The following is a 2,787-nucleotide window of genomic DNA, read 5'->3' on the forward strand; positions in this document are numbered from 1 at the left end:
GACCCCCTCCGTGTAAAGGAGATGCTCTACCAACTGAGCTAATCACCCCCGCTGTGTGGAGTCGCATTATAGGGAGAGTTGAAAATGAGTCAACGCATTTTCTAAAGTTTTTATTCGTTCGTCGTAAAATTAGACAAAACGATCGCGAAACGGGCAGTGGCGCATGATTTCTAAACAAAAATCGCAAACTCCTTCACGATAAAGGGATCAACATTGAGGAATCCCCCCACAGTGATAGAATATTGCCCATCGTTTTTTCCCCGGGATTTGCCGATTACCGGCATCTTTATAACGTAAGGCCATTTCATGAAAATCAAAACTCGCTTCGCGCCGAGCCCGACAGGCTATCTGCACGTCGGTGGTGCTCGTACTGCTCTCTATTCCTGGCTCTTTGCACGCCACAACAAAGGTGAGTTCGTGCTGCGTATTGAAGACACCGATCTTGAGCGCTCCACGCCAGAAGCAATTGAAGCCATTATGGATGGGATGAACTGGCTGAATCTGGAGTGGGATGAAGGTCCTTACTTCCAGACTAAACGCTTTGACCGCTATAACGCTGTCATTGATGAGATGCTGGTCGCGGGCACAGCGTATAAATGCTACTGCTCCAAAGAGCGTCTGGATGCGCTGCGTGAAGAGCAGATGGCAAACGGTGAAAAGCCACGCTATGACGGCCGTTGCCGTCACGACCACAGCGAACATGCCGCTGATGAGCCTTGCGTGGTGCGTTTTGCTAACCCGCAAGAGGGCTCTGTGGTCTTCGACGACCAGATCCGTGGTCCGATCGAATTCAGCAACCAGGAGCTGGATGACCTGATCATCCGCCGTACCGACGGTTCTCCAACGTATAACTTCTGCGTTGTGGTTGACGACTGGGATATGGAAATTACCCACGTTGTTCGTGGTGAAGACCATATCAACAACACGCCACGTCAGATCAACATCCTGAAAGCACTGAACGCACCTGTGCCTGTCTATGCGCACGTTTCGATGATCAACGGCGACGACGGGAAAAAACTGTCTAAACGTCACGGTGCGGTAAGCGTTATGCAGTACCGCGACGACGGCTACCTGCCGGAAGCACTGCTGAACTATCTGGTGCGTCTGGGCTGGGCTCATGGTGACCAGGAGATCTTCAGCCGCGAAGAGATGATCGAACTGTTCTCTCTGAGTTCTGTGAGTAAATCGGCGAGCGCGTTCAACACCGACAAACTGCTGTGGCTGAACCACCATTACATCAATACCATGCAGCCAGAATACGTGGCGACGTACCTGCAGTGGCACATTGAGCAGGCAAATATTGATACCCGCACCGGCCCTGAACTGGCAGATCTGGTGAGACTGCTCGGCGAGCGCTGCAAGACGCTGAAAGAGATTGCTGAAAGCTGCCGCTACTTCTATGAAGAGTTTGATGAGTTTGACGCCGACGCCGCGAAGAAACATCTCCGCCCTGTTGCGCGTCAGCCGCTGGAAGTGGTACGTGACAAGCTTGCCGCACTCACCGAGTGGACCGCTGAGAATGTGCATCATGCCATTCAGGCGACGGCAGACGAGCTGGAGGTGGGCATGGGTAAAGTGGGTATGCCACTGCGCGTTGCGGTGACCGGTGCAGGCCAGTCTCCGGCGCTGGATGTGACTGTCCATGCTATCGGCAAGTCACGCAGCGTGGCGCGCATTAACAAGGCGCTGGACTTTATCGCCGAGCGTGAAAACCAGCAGTAATGACGTCCCCGAAAAGAAGAACGGCAGGGTAACCTGCCGTTTTTTTATGCATTGTGTTCAGCAATATCCAGGCGCGTAAGAAAGCCGCGAATCCCTTCGCGCTTCAAAAAGTCTTCCAGACGCTTCTGCTCCAGCTCAGTCATATTCTCCAGCGTCTCAATAATGCCCGGGCGCAGGCTTGTAGGAGAGCTATGATATGTGGTGGTGGCCTCCGCGAGATGGTAAACCGCCTGACGGCTCCGGATCGCCGGGAGGCGCTTAATATAGTCTTTCACGCGTGCATCAACATGAATAAGCCTCGCCCGACCGCCTTTCACACCGTTGAGCCCTTCGGTTTTCCACGCCTGCTGGCGTATCCAGCGATTAACCGTCTGCCTGGCAACCCCCAAAATTAGCGCCAGTTCTTCCGTGGTCATTTTGCCAGGTAAATTTTTAATATTCATTCCGATCGCGAATCCCTAAACGTTGCAGCAATCCGGTAATCCCTTCCCGCAGTAACAGCGATGTCATCTGTTTCTGTTCTTCCGGCGTCATTTCGTTGGCCAGCGTCAGGAGCAGGGTATGAAGCGAACTGTCGTGGCTGGCGCCTTCGGGCAGCTCGGGCGTTTCAGTTGCCCGTCGTGCACTGCGAATAAAGTCACGCACTTTTTCGTTCACATGCACCAGACGCGCTTTCCCGCCCTGGACTCCCGGTTTTGGCGATGTAATCCAACCCTCTTTGCGTACCCATTTATTGATGGTCTGGCGGCTATAGCCAGTGAGGAGGGCTAACTCTTCTGGCGTCATTCGTTCCTTGATCATGCAATTTCCTGAATATTTGTGGGGTCAATTAACGGTTCATTTTATAGCACCGTTTTAGACGAAAACGTGACAGGCTTAACTCATGACTGCGAGCAGGCTCGCAAAGTGATTCATTTGCATGATTTTTCGGCGATTGAACGGCGGGTATTGATTTTGCCGTTGACACTCCGCAGCGGAATTCATATTATGCCGCCCGTCAACATGACAGCTTTACGATGGGGCTATAGCTCAGCTGGGAGAGCGCTTGCATGGCATGCAAGAGGT

The 2,787-nt window shown here is 52.7% G+C and carries 3 protein-coding genes; 1 reads left to right on the top strand and 2 read right to left on the bottom strand.

Annotated features, from left to right (window positions below):
- Window positions 1–306 precede the first annotated feature (306 nt).
- Window positions 307–1,722 carry a glutamate--tRNA ligase gene (gltX, locus tag LDK53_RS22770; RefSeq protein WP_225288148.1) on the top strand — a complete coding sequence of 472 codons (1,416 nt, stop codon included), beginning with the start codon at window positions 307–309 and terminating at the stop codon, window positions 1,720–1,722.
- 44 nt (window positions 1,723–1,766) lie between these two features.
- Here gltX and LDK53_RS22775 read toward each other — a convergent pair whose 3' ends face one another.
- Together LDK53_RS22775 and LDK53_RS22780 are read right to left on the bottom strand one after the other, a co-directional pair.
- Window positions 1,767–2,159, bottom strand: coding sequence for a YfeC-like transcriptional regulator (locus LDK53_RS22775; protein ID WP_225288149.1), 393 nt, complete (start codon window positions 2,157–2,159; stop codon window positions 1,767–1,769).
- Window positions 2,155–2,523: a YfeC-like transcriptional regulator gene (locus LDK53_RS22780; protein ID WP_045285814.1), complete on the bottom strand. Its 369-nt coding sequence runs from the start codon at window positions 2,521–2,523 to the stop codon at window positions 2,155–2,157. Before LDK53_RS22780 ends, LDK53_RS22775 begins: the two co-directional genes overlap by 5 nt.
- Between the last annotated feature and the right edge of the window lie 264 nt (window positions 2,524–2,787).

The organism is Enterobacter sp. K16B, assembly GCF_020216105.1.
GTDB lineage: Bacteria > Pseudomonadota > Gammaproteobacteria > Enterobacterales > Enterobacteriaceae > Enterobacter > Enterobacter sichuanensis.